The sequence below is a fragment of the Saccharothrix syringae genome, assembly GCF_009498035.1.
In the GTDB taxonomy this organism is placed as follows: Bacteria; Actinomycetota; Actinomycetes; order Mycobacteriales; family Pseudonocardiaceae; genus Actinosynnema; species Actinosynnema syringae.
The window spans coordinates 8,195,032-8,208,305 of sequence record NZ_CP034550.1 but is presented as its reverse complement, the minus strand read 5'-3'; the positions used below and the strand labels follow the sequence as shown (position 1 = coordinate 8,208,305).

Sequence of the window (13,274 nt, the reverse complement as noted above, 5' to 3'; positions counted from 1 at the left end):
GACTTGAGGTGGTCGGGACCTGATCGCCTCCGTCCCCGCCCGCGCCCACTCGGACTGTTCGGTACTCCCGCCTAGAACGGGAACGCGCCGCGCTCGCCCGCCACCGTCACCCAGCGCGTCGTGGTGAACGCCTCCACGCCCCAGCGCCCGCCGAACCGGCCGTAGCCGCTCGCGCCGACCCCGCCGAACGGCGCCTGCGGCTCGTCGTCCACGGTCTGGTTGCCGACGTGCACGATGCCGGTGCGCAGCCGGCGCGCGACGGCCAGGCCGCGCCGGGTGTCCTCGGTCAGCACGCCGGCGGTCAGCCCGTACGGGGTGTCGTTGGCGATGGCCACGGCCTCGTCGTCGTCGGCCACCTCGATCACCGCGACCACCGGGCCGAACACCTCCTCGTGGTGGATGCGCATGTCCGGCGTGACGCGGTCGAGCACGGTGGCCGGGTGGTGCGCGCCCTCGGGCTCGCCGCCGCCCGCGCGCACCCGCGCGCCGCCCGCGACCGCCTCGGCCACCAGGTCCGCCACCCGGCGCGCGGCGCGCGCGTCGACGAGCGGGCCGATCACCGTGCCGGGGTCGGCGGGGTCGCCGTGCGGCAGGGCGGCGACCTTCTTGGCCAGCCGCTCGGTGAACTCCTCGGCGATCGACCGGTGCACCAGGACGCGGTCCGTCGACATGCAGATCTGGCCCGCGTTGGCGAACGAGCCGAACGCCACCGCGTCCACGGCGTGGTCCAGGTCGGCGTCGGACAGCACCAGCACGGCGTTCTTGCCGCCCAGCTCCAGCACGGCGGGCTTGAGCTCGCGCGCGGCCAGGCCGCCGATGATCCGACCCACGCCGGTCGAGCCGGTGAAGTTGACCACCCGCACCCTGGGGTCGCAGACCAGCGCCTCGGCGACCTGCGGCGCGTCCGCCCGGTCGTTGGTGACCACGTTGAGCACCCCGTCGGGCAGGCCGGCCTCGCGCAGCACGTCGGACAGGAACAGGCCGCCGGCGATCGGCGCCTCCTCGCTGGGCTTGAGCACGGCGGTGTTGCCCACCACCAGCGGGGTGGCGATGGCGCGGGCGCCCAGGATCAGCGGCGCGTTCCACGGCGCGAACGCCGCCACCACGCCGACCGGCTCGCGCACGGCCAGCGAGAGCTGCCCGGCGACGTCGGTGGTCAGCACGTCGCCGACCGGCAGGGTGGCCGCCGCGGCCGCCTCGCGGAACACGCGCGCGGCCAGCCCCGCGTTGAAGTGCCCCCACCCGAGCACCGCGCCGGTCTCGGCGGTCATGGTGGTGGCGGCCTCGTCCGCGCGGGCCTCCAGCACGTCGGCGGCCCTCGCCAGGACCTGGCGGCGCCGGGACGGCGGCAGCGCCGCCCACGCCGGGAACGCCTCGTCGGCGGCCTCCACCGCCCGGGTGATGTCCTCCGGGCCCCCGGCCGCCACGGTGGCGTGCACCTCCCCGGTGAAGGGGTTGACGTCGTCCGTGGTCCGCCCGCTCTGAGCTGGTACTTCGCGTCCGCCGACGTGGAGTTCGCGCTGGATGGTCATCGTTGGCCAATCTGTTCGCTCAGCGAAATTCAGTTCGCTGAGTGGGCAGGGGGAGTCAGGGTGTACCACCCGGACCCCTACGATGTCGAGGACCGCGTGATCATCCAGACGGGAACCGACCTTGACCGAGGGCACCACCGAGGGGGGCACGTTCGAGCGCGGTCTGGCGGTCCTGCACGCCGTGGCCTCCGCCCCCGGCCCGCGGCTGCGGCGCGGCGACCTGGCCAAGGCGACCGGGCTGCCGCGGGCGACCGCGGACCGGGTCACCGCGACCCTGCTGCGCCTGGGCCACCTGCGCGCCGAGGGCGCGGACGTGCTGCTCGGGCTGCGCTCGATGGCGCTGGGCAACGCCTACCTCGCCTCGTGCGGCCTGGTCGGGACGGTCGGGCCCGTGCTGGCCCGGCTGGCCGACGAGCTGGACGAGACGGTGACGCTGGCCGTGCCCGACGCCGACGGCGCCCGGCTGGTCGCCCAGTCGACCCGGCGGCGCGCGGTCTACCTGGCGTTCCACGTCGGCGACGTGCTGCCCAGCGACCGGACGGCCGCGGGGGTGGTGCTGGCCGGGTACTGGGACGAGGACCGGTTCGTCACGTGGCGGCACCGCCGCACCGCCGACCCGCTCGACGCGGGCTTCCCGGCCGTGCCCGCGCTCGCCGCGCCGGTGGCGGACCGGGAGGCGGTGTTCCGCGACCGCGTCGCGGCGGCCCGTGCGCGGGGGTGGGCGCTGGACGACCAGTGGGTCGAACCCGGGCTGCTCGTCGTGGCCGCGCCGGTGTGCGACCGGGGCGGGCGCGCCGTCGCGGCGATCAGCGTGCTCAGCCACACCAGCCGGGACCTCGACGTGACCGGGGTGGTGCTGCCCCGGCTGCGGGCGGCGGTCGCCGAGGCGGAGGCGGTGCTGGGTGCGGCGGTGAGCGGTGCCCCGTCGTCGTCGGACGATGGGGGTTCCGCGGGGTCCGCCATGTTGGCCAGGTCCGTCAAGGACGAGGTCGGCATGGACTTCCTGGAGACCCTGGCGCGCGGGCTGGCCGTGGTCGAGGCGTTCCGCCACGCGCCCGGCGGGCTGAGCGCGAGCGCCGCCGCCGAGCTGACCGGCCTGCCCCGCGCCACCGCCCGCCGCGCGCTCCAGGTGCTGTGCGACACCGGGTACGCGGTCAACGACGGCGGTCGGTTCGCGCTGCTGCCGGCGGTGCTGGACCTGGGGTACGCCCGGCTGTCCCGGCTCACCCTGGCCGAGCTGGCGCAGCCGCACCTGGCCGGGCTGGCGGCCTCGCTGGGCGAGTCGGTGTCGATGGCCGTGCTCGACGGGGACGACGTCCGGTACGTGGCGCGGGCCGCCGCGACCCGGGTCATGCGGGTGGACATCACCGTCGGCACCCGGTTCCCGGCGCACGCCACCTCGATGGGGCGCGTCCTGCTGGCCGACCTGCCGGCGGCGGACCGGGCGCCGCTGCTGCGCCGGGCCGAGCGGTTGACCCGGCACACCGTGGTCGGTGAACCGGCGCTGCAGACGACGTTGGACGAGGTCGCGCGGCTCGGTTGGGCGTTGGTGGAGGAGGAGCTGCACGAGGGGCTGCGGTCGCTGGCGGTCGGGGTGCGGGACCGGGCGGGGCGGGTCGTCGCGGCGGTCAACACCGCGTTGCACGTCGGTGGTGTCACGCCGGGGGAGACGGTGGAACGGGTGCTGCCGGCGTTGCGGCGGACGGTGGGGCTGATCGAGGCCGATCTGGCCGTGGCGTTCGACCAGGTGCCGCTGGTCGTGCACTGAGGCGGGGGTTGGGGCTGGGCGTGGGGTGGATGCCGGGTCCGGCGCTGAGGCGTGCCCTGAGACGGGCGCTGGGGCTGGTGCCGGGGCTGGTGCTGAGGCGGGCGCTCGGCCGGGCGCCGGTCCGGCGTTGACCCAGGACCACGCCGGACAGCACCAGGGCCAGGCCGAGGAGTTGGTGGCCGGTCAGCCGCTCGCCGGCCAGCGCGACGCCGAGCAGGACGCCGGTCACCGGGTTGAGCAGCCCGATCAGGCCCACGGCGCCCGCTTCGAGGTGTCGCAGGCCGGCGAACCACGCGGCGAACGCGAGCGCGGTGCCCACCACCGACACGAACGCGAACCCGAGCAGCGCGCGCCACGTCAGCGCAGGGGGTGCGCCCTCCACGGCGATCGCGGGCACGACGAGCACCAGGCCGCCCGCGACGAGCTGCCACGAGGTCACCGACAGGACGTCCGATCCCGCGCCCCACCGCTTGGTCAGCACATGTCCGAATGTTGACATCGCCATCGCGGCAACCGACGCGAGCACCCCGACCGGGTTCGCCGGGCCGACGCCCGAGGCGAACACGAGCACCACGCCGAACACGCCCGCCGCCGCGCCCAGCACGGCTCGGGCGCGGGGGCGTTCGCCGAGCAGGGGCCAGGCGAGGGCGATCATCACCACGGGCGAGGTGGCCATGATCGTCGAGGCCAGGCTGGTCGGCAGCAGTTGCGCGGCCAGGTAGACGAGGGCGAAGAACGCGCCCGTGTTCAGCGTGCCGAGCACCGCCGACCGCCACCACCAGGGGCCGCGCGGGAGTTCGCGGCGCAGCAGGAGCAGCAGGAGCCCGGCGGGCAGGGCGCGCAGGACCGCGCCCCACAGCGGGTGGTCGGCGGGCAGGAAGTGGTGGGTGACGTAGTAGGTGGCGCCCCAGGCGACCGGGGCGATGGCGGTGATCAGGGCCCACCGGATAGTTTCCACGGAAGACAATATAGCTTCCGTGGAAGGTAGATTGGTGGCATGAGTGCGGACCGGGTGGCGCGGATCCAGGCGGAGTGGGCGCGGGAGCGCCCGGATGTCGACGTCTCGCCGCAGGGGGTGATCGGTCGGCTGCACCGCCTCGCGGCCGTGCTGACCGAGCAGTTGAACGTCGTCTACCGGCGGCACGGGTTGGGGGAGGGTGAGTTCGACGTGCTCGCGGCCCTGCGGCGGGCGGGGGCGCCGTACGAGCGGGCGCCGGGGGAGCTGGCGCAGCACACGATGGTGACGACGGGGGCGATCACCAAGCGCATCGACCGGTTGGAGCGCGACGGGCTGGTGACGAGGCGGGTCGGGCGGGGGGACGGGCGGCGGCGGGTCGTCGCGCTGACCGAGGCCGGGTTGCGGGTGATCGACCAGGCGTTCACCGAGCACATGGCCAACGAGCGGCAGTTGCTGGACGCGCTGGGGGCGGAGGACGCGGCGCGGTTGGAGGGCATCCTGACCGCCTGGCTCGCCCGGTTCGAGCCGCCGCACGAGGGGGGAGGCTGGTCAGGCGGGCGTTGATCGGGTAGGGACTGATCGGGTGAGCGCTGATCAGGTGGGGGCTGGGCGGGCGGGCGCGGACCGGGCGGAAGCGGATCGGGTGGCTGCTGGGCAGGCGGACGCCGGCCGGGCCGAAGCGGATCGGGTGGGTGCCGGGCAGGCGGGCGCGGACCGGGTGGAAGCGGATCGGGTGGGCGCAGGTCCGGCGGGCGCGGACCGGGTGAGTGCGGACCGGGTGAGTGCGGACCAGCCAGTGGTGCCCGGTGACCTGCGGATGGCCCGTTCCCTCGGCCCGGTGCTGGTCGCGTCGGCGGTCAACCTCCTGCCGTTCACCGTGTTCAGCACCTTCCTGGTGCCGATCGCCGCGGCCATCGGCGGCGGGGTCGCGCTGGTCGGTGGGCTGCGCGGGCTCGGCGGGTTGGCCGCCCTGGTCGTCGGGGTGGCGCTGGCACCGCTGCTGGACCGGGTGCCCCGCACCCGGACCGCGGCGGGCGGGCTGGTGCTGCTCGGCGTGGCCTCGCTGGTCGGCGCGGTCGCCGAGTTCGCCGCGCTGGTGGTGTTCTGCCTGCTCGTCGGCATCGCGATGGCGGTGCTGGGCCCGGCGCTCGCCGCTGCCGCCGCTGATCGGTTCGGGCACGGGCCGGCCGCCGGGCGTGCCGCGACGCTCGTCACCGCCACCCAGTCGCTGACCGCCGTGCTCGCCGCGCCCGTGGTCGCCCTGCCCGCCCTGCTGTGGGGGTGGCGCGGTGACCTCGTGGCGATCGCCGCGGTGTCCGTCCTGCTGGCCGTCGTGCTGGCGCGTCGACCCGGCCCACCGGTCGAGGCCGGGGAGCGGGTCGGCTACCTGGCGGCGTTCCGCGCGTTGTCCGGGGTGCGGCCGCTGGTGGTGGTGGCCTTGCTGCGCACGGCCGCGTTCATGGGGTACCTGTCCTACCTGGCCGCGTTCTACGACGCGCGGTTCGACCTGGCGCCGGGGCCGTTCGCGCTGGTGTGGTCGCTGAGCGGCACGTCGTTCTTCCTCGGCAACCTGCTCGCCGGGCGGTTCGCCGGTGCGGGGCGCGTGCCCGCCGAGCGGTTGCTGGTGGTCGCGCTGGTGGTGGCCTCGGTCGCGGTGGTGGGGATCTTCTTCACGCACGCGCTGTGGTCGGCGCTCGTGCTGACCGCCGTGCTGGGCGCCTGCCACGCCACCGCGGCGGCGTGCCTGGTGACGCTGCTGGTCCGGCGGGCCGGGGACGCGCGCGGTGCGGCGCTCGGCGTGCACGCCGCGGCGATGAGCGTCGGCACGTTCGCCGGCGCGGCGCTGGGCGGGGTCGGGCTGGGGCTGGCCGGGTTCCCCGGGGCGGCCGCGGTGTTCGGGGTGATCACGGTGCTGGCGGTGGTGGTGGCGCGGTACGCGCGCTGACCGCGTGAGCGGCCTCGGGGACCCGGACGGGAGACCGGTCGCGGCCTGCTCGCCGGCCCTGTCGTCGCACTCGGACACGCCTGTCGGGCCCCACCGCTAACGTCCCGGTGCGTGGATCACGAGAAGCAGACCCTGCTGGCGTTCCTGGCCTCGCAGCGCGCCGCCGTGCTGGAGATCCTGGAGGGCATGGACGAGCGGGCCCTGACCACCTCGGTCCTGCCGTCCGACTGGACCCCGCTGGGGCTGGTGGAACACCTCGGGTACGCCGAGCGCCACTGGTTCCAGGAGGTGCTGACCGGTGCGGCCGAACCGCTGGACTGGCCCGACGACGACCACGCGCCGCTGAACACGCCCCGGTCGCCGGACGAGGTGTTCGCCTTCTACCGGGCGCAGTGCGAGCGGGCCGACGCGCTGGTCGCCGACGTGCCGCTGTCCGCGCCGCCGCTCGGGAGCCACCCCGCCGAGGACCGCGGGGACGAGGTCGCCGACCTGCGCTGGATCATCCTGCACATGATCGAGGAGACCGCCCGCCACGCCGGTCACCTCGACGTCGTGCGCGAGCTGATCGACGGGCGGACGGGTATCGGACGCCGGTGAACCGGCTCAGGTCAGCGCGGGGGTGGTCGCACCGCGGAGCCGGTCCCGGTGCAGGGCGGGGCTGCCGCCCTCCACCCCGTCGGCCAACCCGGCCAGTTGCTCGCGCGCCGCGTCCAGGCTGGACACCCGGGCGACCCAGGACAGCTCCGCCCGCGCCCGCCCGGTGTCCACCAGGGGCGACCGCGTGCCGACGTCGAACCAGCCCGGCGACATGCGCACGGCGTGCAACCGCCACAGCACGCCCACGGCCGCCCGCACCAACCGCCCCGGGATGGGCAGCAGCCGGGCGCCCGCCAGGTGGGCCAGGTCCTTCGCGGTGATCGTGTCGGCGGCCAGGTTGAACGCGCCCGGCGCCCGGTGCCGCAGGATGCGCACCACCGCGTCCCCGACGTCGTCGGCGTGCACGAGCTGCACCCGCAGGTCGGCGGGCAGCGGCAGCACGGGCAGCCCGCCGCCCGCCACCAGCCGGAGCAGCCAGCGGGGCGTGATCGGGTCGAAGAACAGCGCCAGGAAGCTCGCCGACGCCTCCCGCTGCGCCACCAGCGTCGGCCGCACGACGCTGACCACCGTGTCCGGGTTGTCCTCGGCGAACCGGCGCAGCAGCGCCTCCACCTCGGCCTTGCCCTGCCCGTACACCGAACCGGGCACGCCGGTGGTCGGCCAGTCCTCGTCGACCGGGTCCACGCCGCGGGCGGCGGGCGCGTACGCGGCGATGGACGACGCCTGCACCACGTGCGGCACCCCCGCCCGCTTCGCCGCCTCCAGCACCGCGAGCGTGCCCGTGTAGTTGGTGCGGTGCACCTGCTCGCCGCGCCGCAGCGGCTGGAACATCCACGCCAGGTGCACCACGGCGTCGGCGCCCGCGAACGCCCCGGCCAGCACCTCGGGCGCGGACGTGTCGCCGAGGTCGCACGGCACCCACGCGGCCCCGTCGTACGGCGGCACGTGGTCCGGCGGCCTGCGGCAGACACCCACCACCTCGTGGCCCTCGCGGTCGGCGGCCAGGGCGCGGAGCACCCCGGTGCCCACGTTCCCGGTGGCCCCGGTGATCACAACCTTCACGACGTGCGCTCCGTTCTCCTGGTCACCCGATCACCGGATCGAGCAAGGCCATCCCGAACCGGCGGCTGCCGCCGGACGGCACCTCGACCACCGACTGCCGGTGCGCCAACCGCTGACCGGCCCGCCGGTAGAACCGCAGCTGCGCGCGGCGGCCCACCAGCCGCCAGCCGAACCTCATCCACCACGGCGCGCGCGGGTGCAGCTGCGAGTAGCTGCGCGCGACGAACTCCACCTCGCCGGACCGGTGGTCCTTGACCAGCTCGTAGTCCACCCGGCCGCGCTCCAGGTGGCCCTCCAGCGTCTCGTAGCCCCAGCCCCACAGCGTCCGGTCCGCGTCCGACTCGTCCCGCACCGCCGTGACCCGCACGCCCATCAGGAACCGCAGCCCCGGCAGCCGCGCCTCCAGCAGGATGTCGCGGCCCAGCAGGTCCGAGCCGCGCTCGTAGTACGCCCGCACCAGCTCCGGCGGCGTGAACCCGTAGTCCGCGACCACCGCCCGCGCCCGCCACCACAGCCCGCCCTCCTCCGGCGGGCCGGCGGCCTCCCGGCCGAGCGACCGGCGGTGCACGTCGAACGTCCACGCCGGCGGTGCCACCTCCGATCGCGAGTAGTTGAGGCCCCGCCCGCGCAGACCGCGCAGCACGGCACCGACGTCGACCTGCCCGGGCCGGCTCAAGCGCACGAGGACACCTCCGACGCGCCGGATTGCCTGGCAGGACGTCGCGAAACGCCACGGCCGGGCGAAATGGCCGCGATCCCCCCGTTTGTGCTCCGGGGGCGGGGGTAGTCGGTCGGCACGAAGCGTGTTCCGCACATCGACGGGAGTCGACATGTCCGCAGCCAACCCCGCAGCCAGCGCTGCCACGCGCACGCCGGTCCAGCTCGCCTCGACGGTCGTGGGCGCGGTGTTCCTGCTGGTCGGCATCGCGGGTTTCATCCCCGGTCTCACGACCAACTACGACACGATGACCTTCGCGGGCCACCACTCCGAAGCCCTGCTGCTCGGCGTGTTCAACGTTTCGATCCTGCACAACATCGTGCACCTCGCGTTCGGCGCCGCCGGCGTGGCGCTGGCCAGGACGGTGCGCGGCGCCTACCTGTTCCTGGTCGGCGGTGGCGTGGTCTACCTGCTGCTCTGGCTCTACGGCCTGATCATCGACCACGACAGCTCGGCCAACTTCGTGCCGTTCAACGCCGCCGACAACTGGCTGCACCTGGTGCTCGCCATCGGCATGGTCGGCCTGGGCCTGCTCCTGGGCCGCTCGTCGCTGCCGCGCCGGGTCTGACCCGACGGCGAAGGGACACCCACCGTGGCCGGGACCGCGCACCGCGGTCCCGGCCACGTCGTCTCCGGGAGGGGCGAGGGCTCATGAGCGGACGCGCGCGGTGGTGAGCGGGCACGAGGTGCCGATCGGCGGGCTCCGCCGCTACGTCGACGCGCTCGCCGCGGAGCTGGGGGTGGTGGAGGGGTGCGCGTGCGCCCGGACCGGGCCGCCCGCCTGCGCCCACCTGGTGGTGACCGGGCACCTGTCGCTGTTCCCGGACTACGGCCTGCTGCTGCTGTGGGACGAGGAGTACGGGTGGGCGGCGGCGCTGGACGCGGGGTGGGCGGGCGGGCCGGTCGTGCTGAGCTACCTCGGTGACGAGGTGCTGCCCCCGGTGGGCGAGGTGGCGGCGTTCGCCAGGGCGCTGCTGCGCGAGGAGCGGCCCGGCGACCCGCGACCGGTCCGCCTGCGCGCGGTCGGCGACGTCGACGGGCTCGTGGACCGCCTGGGCCGGTACGCCTCCTGAGCCGCTGTTCCGCCTGAGCCGTTGCCACGGGCCGGGGCCGCCGCGCCTCTTCGCACGGCGGCCCCGGCCTCTCGCGGTCACACCTCTTGCGGTGACGCTTCCTGGGCCGCGTCCGGCGCCGCCTCCACGGCGTCCTCCAGCCCGGACGCCTGCCGGTAGACCCGCGCGATCTCGCACGCGATGCGGTCGATGCGGTAGCGCGCCTCCACGCGGTCGGCCGCCGCGGTGCCGTAGGCGTCCCGGCGGGCCTCGTCGGCCAGCAGGGGGCGCAGGGCGCGGGCCAGCGCACCGGGCTCGTTCGGGGGCACCAGCATCCCGGTCACGCCGTCCACGACCGTCTCGGCCAGGCCGGCCACCGCGCTGGCCACCACGGGCACCCCGCAGGCCATCGCCTCCAGCGGCGCCGCGGCGGTGTTCTCGCCCCACGTCGTGCACACCACGGCGTCGGCGGAGCGCAGCAGCGCGGGCCGCGCCACCCGGGGCACCGGGCCGAGCAGCCGCACCCGCTCGGCCACCTCGTGCTCGCGGGCCAGCTCGCGCAGCGCGCGCACCTCGTCCGGGCCGCCGCCGACGACCACCAGCTCGGTGTCCCGCACGCCGCGCAGCGCGACGATCACCTCTTCCGCGCCGTCCTCGGGGGTGACCAGGCGGTGCGGCATCGGCCGGTTGAGCCGCGGCCCCTCGGGGCTGAACCGGGACACGTCGACCGCGGGCGGCACCACGGCGACCCGCTTGCGCGGCACGCCCATGCGCACCAGCTCGTTCAGCTCGTCCGACGAGGTGGCCACCACCCGGGTCGCCTCGCGGGCGATCAGCCGCTCGGTGGACACCCGCGCCGACGGGACGGCCGTGCCGCGCAGCCTGCGCTCCAGCGCGCCCAGCGCGTGGAACGTCTGCACCACCGGCACGCCGAGGCCGCTCGCGGCCAGCACGGCGGCGAGGCCCGAGGTCCAGGAGTGGGCGTGCACGACGTCCGGCCGGTCGACGCGCCACCGGTCGTGCAGGGCGCGGATGAACTCGTCGAGGTGCGGCGGCAGCTCGTCCGCCGGGAGGGGCCCGGGCGGGCCGGCCGGCCCGTGGACCACCTCGTAGCCGGGCTTGGCGCGCACCACCTCGGGCGGTCGCACCGAGTCGCGACGGGTGTGCACCACCACGTCGTGGCCCTGCGCCGCCAGCGCGGCGGCCAGCTCGGCCACGTGGACGTCCTGGCCGCCTTCCTCCTCGTCGGTGAGCACCGGCAAGGGGCTCGCGTGGACTGAAACGACGGCAATCTTCATCCGGGTTTCCTCCGACAGCGTGACCGGGCAGGGACCTGGTCGCGCACGGCAGGCTGTGGTTTCAACCCACGTTGGACCGTACAAGCAACCCCGGGGGCCCGCCACTCAACGCGGCGGTCACCCGGGCGTGCGGGGTTGGGCGCGCCGCTGCCGGGTATGGGACAGGCGTTCGGATCACCACCCGAGGAGGAATTCCATGGCCACCGGCGAGACCGGCTTCGACGACGTCAGCTTCGACCTGATCTCGGTCCAGTACCACTCGCTCAAGGCCGGGCACGACTACGGCCAGTACGTCCGCGACGCCGAGAACGCGGGCCGCCAGGACATCGCGGACTTCTTCCGCCGCGTGATGGAGGAGGACTCGGCGCGCGCCAAGCAGTGCCACGAGTTCCTCAAGGAGCTGTCGGGCAGCAGCGAGTCGGGCCCCGCCCTGTCCTGACCGCCGATGAGGGTCGTCGTCCTGTCCGACACCCACGCGCCCCGGCGGTGGAAGTCCTGCCCGCCGGCCGTGGCCGGGCACCTGCGCCACGCGGACGTCATCCTGCACGCCGGGGACGTCTGCGTGGCGGAGGTGCTGGACGAGCTGGCGCAGTACGCGCCGGTGACCGCCGTGTGCGGCAACAACGACGGTCCGGACGTGGTCGCGTGGGGCGCGCCCGAGACCGCGTCGCTGGAGCTGGCGGGCCTGCGGGTCGCGATGATCCACGACAGCGGGCAGGCCAAGGGCCGGACCGCGCGCATGCGGCGTCGCTTCCCCGAGGCCGACCTGGTGGTGTTCGGGCACTCGCACATCCCGATGGACGTGACGGGCGACGGCGTGCGGGTGTTCAACCCGGGGTCGCCGACCGACCGGCGGCGGCAGCCCCACGGCACCGTGGGGCTGCTCGACGTCGAGGACGGGGTGCTGTTGGACGCCCGGATCGTGCCGGTGACCTAGACGAGTGATGCGCACGGGCGAGGGGTGTTCAAGACCAGTTCGTGACGACCGACCCGAACACCCTTCCCTCCCGCGCTCCACGCCAAGATCGACGACCACCTCGCCAGCAGGCCCCGCATCGGCGGACCGCCCAAGCTCACCGACGCCGAACCGGTCACCCTGGCGGTGGCCCAGGCACTGCCCGGGTTCACCTCCGAGGCCCGCCGGCTGCGTTTCCCGCCCGCAAGTTCAACCTCGAACAACACGGCGGGCGCGACTCAGCGGGCGGCCATCAGCTCGTCCACGGCGCGACCCCACTCCGGGTACTTCGCCACCTTCGCCAGGTGCAGCTCCGCCACCTTCGCGGCCACGTCCGGGTCGTCGTCGCTCATGCGGACCGCGGCGAGCCGCGCGAGGTGCGGCAGGATCACCTCGTCGCCCGCGATGTGCACCGGGTCGTGCATGTAGCGCTCCAGCGCGTCGAGGTCGGGGATGCCCACCAGGTAGGTGTGGGTGAACCCCTCGGCCGGGTCGCCGATGTCGTGGCCGACCACGCCGAACGCCGCCGAGTCCAGCGACGCCGTGCGCCTCATCGCGGCCAGCACCTCGGCCTCCTGGTCGGGCGTGGTGCCCTCGCGGAACCGGAACCGCAGCAGGTTGACGATCATGCTCGCTCCTCGTTTTGAACCCTTGGGTTCAACTTACTGGTCTCGTAGGTTCAATAGCTAGGCTTTTGATCGTGGAGACGCGGTCACGCGGGCGCGTGGAGAAGCGGCGGGCGATCCTGGCGGCGGCGTTCGAGGTGTTCGGCCGGCGCGGGTACGCCGAGGCGTGCGTGAAGGAGATCGCCGAGGTGGCGGGCGTGGCCAAGCCGACCGTCTACAACCACCTCAACGACAAGGAGACGCTGTTCCACCACGCCGTCGACGCGGCCGCCGAGGCGGTCCTGGGCGACCTGCTGGAGGTGGTGGAGGGGCTGCGCGAGCCGGGGGACGACCTGCGGGCGGCGCTGGAGGACGTGGCGCTCCGGCTGGCGCTGACGTGCGCGGACCCGCGTTCCCGCGCCTTGCGGCGGTTGGTGCACGCGCAGGCCGACCGGTTCCCGGAGCTGGCCGCGTCGGTGCACGAGCGCACCTCGCTGCGGGTGGCGGACGCGCTGGCCGACCGGGTGGCGCGGCTGGTGCTGGCCGGGCGGCTGCGGTCGTGCGAGCCGGGGGAGGCGGCGGAGCAGTTGCTGGCGCTGATCAGCTGGCCGGTGGAGGCGCGCTCCCGGGCGGGGACGCGCGAGGTGGGGGCGGCGGAGCTGCGGGTGGTGGCGGTGAACGCGGTGGACACGTTCCTGCGGGCGTTCGGGGGGTGAACGGGACGGGTCCTTCGGGGGGTGAACGGGACGGGTCCGGGGACCGGTCGGCAGGACCGGTCCCCGGA

Annotated in this window: 15 protein-coding genes and 1 pseudogene; 10 read left to right on the top strand and 6 right to left on the bottom strand. The window is 75.2% G+C overall.

Features of this window, described 5'->3' with window-relative positions:
- Positions 1-71: 71 nt before the first annotated feature.
- Positions 72-1,532, bottom strand: a complete 1,461-nt coding sequence (locus EKG83_RS33980; protein ID WP_033432971.1) for an aldehyde dehydrogenase family protein — start codon at positions 1,530-1,532, stop codon at positions 72-74.
- Between the two features lie 121 nt (positions 1,533-1,653).
- On the opposite strand from EKG83_RS33980, the gene EKG83_RS33975 reads away from it, so the two are divergent.
- Positions 1,654-3,300: an IclR family transcriptional regulator domain-containing protein gene (locus EKG83_RS33975; RefSeq protein WP_051766370.1), complete on the top strand. Its 1,647-nt coding sequence runs from the start codon at positions 1,654-1,656 to the stop codon at positions 3,298-3,300.
- On the opposite strand, the gene EKG83_RS33970 is transcribed toward EKG83_RS33975, so the two are convergent.
- Entirely contained in the window at positions 3,188-4,258 is a 1,071-nt protein-coding gene (locus EKG83_RS33970) for a DMT family transporter (protein WP_033432970.1), read from the bottom strand. The two genes, EKG83_RS33975 and EKG83_RS33970, sit on opposite strands and share 113 nt — an antisense overlap.
- A gap of 39 nt (positions 4,259-4,297) precedes the next feature.
- On the opposite strand from EKG83_RS33970, the gene EKG83_RS33965 reads away from it, so the two are divergent.
- The 3 genes from EKG83_RS33965 (at position 4,298) to EKG83_RS33955 (ending at position 6,800) form a co-directional block, all read left to right on the top strand.
- Positions 4,298-4,822, top strand: a complete 525-nt coding sequence (locus EKG83_RS33965; protein ID WP_033432969.1) for a MarR family winged helix-turn-helix transcriptional regulator — start codon at positions 4,298-4,300, stop codon at positions 4,820-4,822.
- 253 nt (positions 4,823-5,075) lie between these two features.
- A complete protein-coding gene (locus EKG83_RS33960) occupies positions 5,076-6,203 on the top strand; it encodes an MFS transporter (protein ID WP_084716774.1) in 1,128 nt (375 codons plus the stop codon).
- Between the two features lie 111 nt (positions 6,204-6,314).
- On the top strand, positions 6,315-6,800 hold the full coding sequence (locus EKG83_RS33955) for a DinB family protein (RefSeq protein ID WP_033433039.1): 486 nt from the start codon (positions 6,315-6,317) through the stop codon (positions 6,798-6,800).
- Positions 6,801-6,806: 6 nt separating this feature from the next.
- Here EKG83_RS33955 and EKG83_RS33950 read toward each other — a convergent pair whose 3' ends face one another.
- Positions 6,807-7,862 (bottom strand): NAD-dependent epimerase/dehydratase family protein, encoded by a 1,056-nt coding sequence (locus EKG83_RS33950; protein ID WP_063741393.1) that lies wholly within the window; start codon positions 7,860-7,862, stop codon positions 6,807-6,809.
- A 22-nt stretch (positions 7,863-7,884) separates the two neighbouring features.
- The gene (locus EKG83_RS33945) at positions 7,885-8,544 is read right to left on the bottom strand and encodes a DUF1990 family protein (protein WP_051766368.1); all 660 of its coding nucleotides are present in this window, start codon (positions 8,542-8,544) and stop codon (positions 7,885-7,887) included.
- 148 nt (positions 8,545-8,692) lie between these two features.
- Between EKG83_RS33945 and EKG83_RS33940 the strand changes: the two genes are divergently transcribed.
- Both EKG83_RS33940 and EKG83_RS33935 read left to right on the top strand, forming a co-directional pair.
- Positions 8,693-9,148, top strand: a complete 456-nt coding sequence (locus EKG83_RS33940) for a DUF4383 domain-containing protein (RefSeq protein WP_033432968.1) — start codon at positions 8,693-8,695, stop codon at positions 9,146-9,148.
- Between the two features lie 103 nt (positions 9,149-9,251).
- Positions 9,252-9,653 carry a DUF6292 family protein gene (locus EKG83_RS33935; RefSeq protein ID WP_153278640.1) on the top strand — a complete coding sequence of 134 codons (402 nt, stop codon included), beginning with the start codon at positions 9,252-9,254 and terminating at the stop codon, positions 9,651-9,653.
- A gap of 77 nt (positions 9,654-9,730) precedes the next feature.
- On the opposite strand, the gene EKG83_RS33930 is transcribed toward EKG83_RS33935, so the two are convergent.
- Positions 9,731-10,930: a glycosyltransferase gene (locus EKG83_RS33930; protein WP_051766367.1), complete on the bottom strand. Its 1,200-nt coding sequence runs from the start codon at positions 10,928-10,930 to the stop codon at positions 9,731-9,733.
- 196 nt (positions 10,931-11,126) lie between these two features.
- Here EKG83_RS33930 and EKG83_RS33925 point away from each other — a divergent pair, with 196 nt between their 5' ends.
- The 3 genes and pseudogenes from EKG83_RS33925 to EKG83_RS50055 all read left to right on the top strand — a co-directional run.
- Positions 11,127-11,369, top strand: coding sequence for a hypothetical protein (locus EKG83_RS33925; RefSeq protein WP_033432966.1), 243 nt, complete (start codon positions 11,127-11,129; stop codon positions 11,367-11,369).
- 6 nt (positions 11,370-11,375) lie between these two features.
- The gene (locus EKG83_RS33920; RefSeq protein ID WP_033432965.1) at positions 11,376-11,867 is read left to right on the top strand and encodes a metallophosphoesterase family protein; all 492 of its coding nucleotides are present in this window, start codon (positions 11,376-11,378) and stop codon (positions 11,865-11,867) included.
- Between the two features lie 41 nt (positions 11,868-11,908).
- Positions 11,909-12,089 (top strand): annotated as a pseudogene (locus EKG83_RS50055) (IS982 family transposase); the annotation flags it as partial.
- 35 nt (positions 12,090-12,124) lie between these two features.
- Here EKG83_RS50055 and EKG83_RS33915 read toward each other — a convergent pair.
- Positions 12,125-12,514, bottom strand: coding sequence for a Dabb family protein (locus tag EKG83_RS33915; protein WP_033432964.1), 390 nt, complete (start codon positions 12,512-12,514; stop codon positions 12,125-12,127).
- A gap of 71 nt (positions 12,515-12,585) precedes the next feature.
- On the opposite strand from EKG83_RS33915, the gene EKG83_RS33910 reads away from it, so the two are divergent.
- Positions 12,586-13,206, top strand: coding sequence for a TetR/AcrR family transcriptional regulator (locus tag EKG83_RS33910; protein ID WP_228122319.1), 621 nt, complete (start codon positions 12,586-12,588; stop codon positions 13,204-13,206).
- Positions 13,207-13,274: the final 68 nt, after the last annotated feature.

Bases quoted from the DNA above. Each gene is read 5' to 3' on its own strand.
- EKG83_RS33980 (WP_033432971.1), bottom strand. From the start codon at position 1,532: ATGACCATCCAGCGCGAACTCCACGTCGGCGGACGCGAAGTACCAGCT.
- EKG83_RS33965 (WP_033432969.1), top strand. From the start codon at position 4,298: ATGAGTGCGGACCGGGTGGCGCGGATCCAGGCGGAGTGGGCGCGGGAG.
- EKG83_RS33960 (WP_084716774.1), top strand. From the start codon at position 5,076: ATGGCCCGTTCCCTCGGCCCGGTGCTGGTCGCGTCGGCGGTCAACCTC.
- EKG83_RS33940 (WP_033432968.1), top strand. From the start codon at position 8,693: ATGTCCGCAGCCAACCCCGCAGCCAGCGCTGCCACGCGCACGCCGGTC.
- EKG83_RS33930 (WP_051766367.1), bottom strand. From the start codon at position 10,930: ATGAAGATTGCCGTCGTTTCAGTCCACGCGAGCCCCTTGCCGGTGCTC.
- EKG83_RS33925 (WP_033432966.1), top strand. From the start codon at position 11,127: ATGGCCACCGGCGAGACCGGCTTCGACGACGTCAGCTTCGACCTGATC.
- EKG83_RS33920 (WP_033432965.1), top strand. From the start codon at position 11,376: ATGAGGGTCGTCGTCCTGTCCGACACCCACGCGCCCCGGCGGTGGAAG.
- EKG83_RS33915 (WP_033432964.1), bottom strand. From the start codon at position 12,514: ATGATCGTCAACCTGCTGCGGTTCCGGTTCCGCGAGGGCACCACGCCC.